We start from the raw sequence: 2,603 nt of genomic DNA, 5'->3' as shown, positions 1-2,603 counted from the left end.
ACGTTGAGCGACTATCTGATCCTGCATGAGGACGCCGCCGTGCTGGCGCCGCCGTCGCTCAGCGACGCGGAGGCCTCGACGCTGCCGATCGCGGCGCTGACAGCCTGGTTCGCCATGGCCGAGGCGACACGACCGGTGCCCGGCCAGACCGTCCTGATTCAGGGCACCGGCGGTGTCTCCCTGTTTGCGCTGCAATTCGCCCACGCCTTCGGCCTGCGCGCCATCGTCACGTCAAGCAGCGACGGCAAGCTCGAGCGGGCAAAGACGCTCGGCGCCTGGCAGGTGATCAACTATCGCGCCAAACCGGCATGGGACGAGGTGGCGCGTGAGTTGACGGGTGGCGCCGGCGTCAACCATATCCTCGAAATGGTCGGCGGCGACAATGCGCGGCGATCGCTCGACGCGTTGGCCGCCGATGGGCGGCTGTCGATCATCGGCCTGCTGGGCAGCATGGAACTCAGCTTTCCCATCGTGCCCTTCCTGCGCAATCGTATTGTCGTGCAAGGCATTTCGATCGGCCATCGCCGCGCCTTCGAACGGATGAACGAGGCGATCGAGGCGCTGGCGATCAAGCCGGTCATCGACAAGGTCTTTGGTTTCGACGAGGTGCCGCGGGCCTTCGAGCATCTGGAGAAGGGGCCGTTCGGCAAGATCGTCATCGCCACGGCCTGACCTGTGATCACCGCAACTGCTTCAGCACGCCGACGATCGCCCTGCCATCGGTGAAATAGGGGTCGCCGCCACCGTTGCGGCCGGTTTTGGTGGCGCCGATGCCCGCCAGGTCGCTGGTCGAGGACAACAGGCCGGCGGCATTGAGATCGCCGATCACAAAGTCGCGTTCGGCATCGATGTCGGGACCGATATGATGGGTGATGGCGCCCGTGTCGTGGCTCAAGCCGACACCGCGATCGAAGCTGGCGGCGCCCAGCCAGAGCGGCCTGCCATCGTCGCCGACCGTATCCGTCCGCCAAAAACGGATGTGGTGGCGCCGGTCGGCACTGTCGCCGACCGGCTTTTCGAAAGCGAGTTCCTGGGCGCGGCCCTCGAACAGCAGGCGGCTCACCGGGGCATCGGGATAGGGGCGGGAAAACAGGACACTCTCGCCGATATCGATGGCGGTCCTCAAGGTGACGGCGTCGGCGGTGTCCCAGCCGGCGACGGCGAAAGCGTGCACCAACTCCTTCTCCGTACCGACCAGGCCGACATTGATCGGGTCGCCGGGAATGCCTTGCGGCGTGTGGGTGACCATCTCGAAGCGCTGGTTGCGAAAGCCGCGATCGCGGAATGTCCAGAATTCCGGCGCGCCGACATAGGCGAGCGCCACATAGGCGGCCAGACCTGCCACCAGCCAGATCGTTACGCGTCGTGGAAGGCTTCCGTGGATCATCTACTCACTGTCTCGTTGCTGCCACCATGCCTTCGTCATCCTAGGGCGGAGCAAGGAGCGAAGCGACGCAGCGCAGACCCTAGGATCCATGCCACGACAACGGCCGAAGAATACAGCGGTTCAGAATAGCGGAACTGCCTGAGAGTGGACACACGTTCTTCTGATAGCATCTCACCGTCGCACCTGCTCAGGGGTCACGGCATGGATCCTAGGGTCTCCGCGACGTCGCTTCGCGACTGCTCCACCCTAGGATGACGAAGTACCGGCTCCGGCTAAATTCCATCGTCCTTGATTGCGGTGCTCTACCGGCAGGCGCGATAACCGCTCTTGCGGTTCTTGATGTCGAAGTGGAAATGGTTGCGGTGGTCGTAATTGTAGCCGGGGCCGAGCACGGTGGTGAAATACTGGCAGCCGTCGGCGCGCACATTGTTGAGGAAGCCCCGGGTGCGGAAGGCGAACAGGCCGGGCTTGCGCACGTCGATGTCATCGCCATTGTTGAGTTCGATGCTCATGACGTCGAGCGCGTTGCCCTTGCCGTGCTCGGACAGCACGCCCTCACCGGCAATGTTGCGGCAGGAATAGCTCGAGCCCTGGTGGATGGTCCTGACGCCGGAGAAATAGCGCCAGCGGGCGGAGGGAACGAGTTCGTTCTTCGTCCAGGCGGCGAAGGTGGCGGCCATGTCGCAGGTCAGCGTTGCGGCCGGTTTCATCTGGATGCTGCCGATGGCAGTGACGTTGACCGGATAGTCGATGCCGCACTGGCCTTCGTGGATCGGCGCCAGGTCGGTGTAGGCGACATCGAGGCGCTTCAGCTGCTGGCGGCAATCGGTTTCGCTGGCCGGCATCTGCTCCACCGGCGACATCGGTTCATCCATGCGTGGATAGGCGGCCTGTGTCATGTAGGGATTGGACGGGACAAGCCTCTGCATGCCCGTATATTGCGGCACGGCCGCGGTCTGCGAGCCGACATCGACGGCGGGCTGCAACGACAGCACGCTGCCAGTGTTGCAGGCCGAAACCGCGGCTAATGCAAGACCTGTGATCAGTAGCGCCGTAGATCTCGGTTGGCGCGCGATGGGGAGAAACACGGCGCGAAATTTGCCGGCCATTGGCGGAATCCTACTTCTGGATATCCGGCATTTTAACGATCAAGGGTAAAGGAAAACTCAGCGCCCGCGTTCACGCCTGCGGCTGAAATGCGGCAGCGAGCCTGTAA

Annotated in this window: 3 protein-coding genes; 1 reads left to right on the top strand and 2 read right to left on the bottom strand. The window is 63.5% G+C overall.

What is annotated here, in order from left to right; translation table 11 throughout:
* A partial coding sequence (locus EOA36_RS33050; protein ID WP_145969443.1) for an NAD(P)-dependent alcohol dehydrogenase occupies window positions 1-672 on the top strand: 672 nt, incomplete at its 5' end.
* A 7-nt stretch (window positions 673-679) separates the two neighbouring features.
* Here EOA36_RS33050 and EOA36_RS33045 read toward each other — a convergent pair.
* Together EOA36_RS33045 and EOA36_RS33040 are read right to left on the bottom strand one after the other, a co-directional pair.
* On the bottom strand, window positions 680-1,387 hold the full coding sequence (locus tag EOA36_RS33045; protein ID WP_127280968.1) for an LssY C-terminal domain-containing protein: 708 nt from the start codon (window positions 1,385-1,387) through the stop codon (window positions 680-682).
* A gap of 302 nt (window positions 1,388-1,689) precedes the next feature.
* Window positions 1,690-2,496 (bottom strand): extensin family protein, encoded by an 807-nt coding sequence (locus EOA36_RS33040; RefSeq protein ID WP_127280967.1) that lies wholly within the window; start codon window positions 2,494-2,496, stop codon window positions 1,690-1,692.
* Between the last annotated feature and the right edge of the window lie 107 nt (window positions 2,497-2,603).

The organism is Mesorhizobium sp. M8A.F.Ca.ET.021.01.1.1 (assembly GCF_003998025.1).
Classification (GTDB): domain Bacteria; phylum Pseudomonadota; class Alphaproteobacteria; order Rhizobiales; family Rhizobiaceae; genus Mesorhizobium.
The sequence above is the reverse complement of the archived record's forward strand: the minus strand, read 5'-3'. Positions and strand labels throughout refer to the sequence as shown.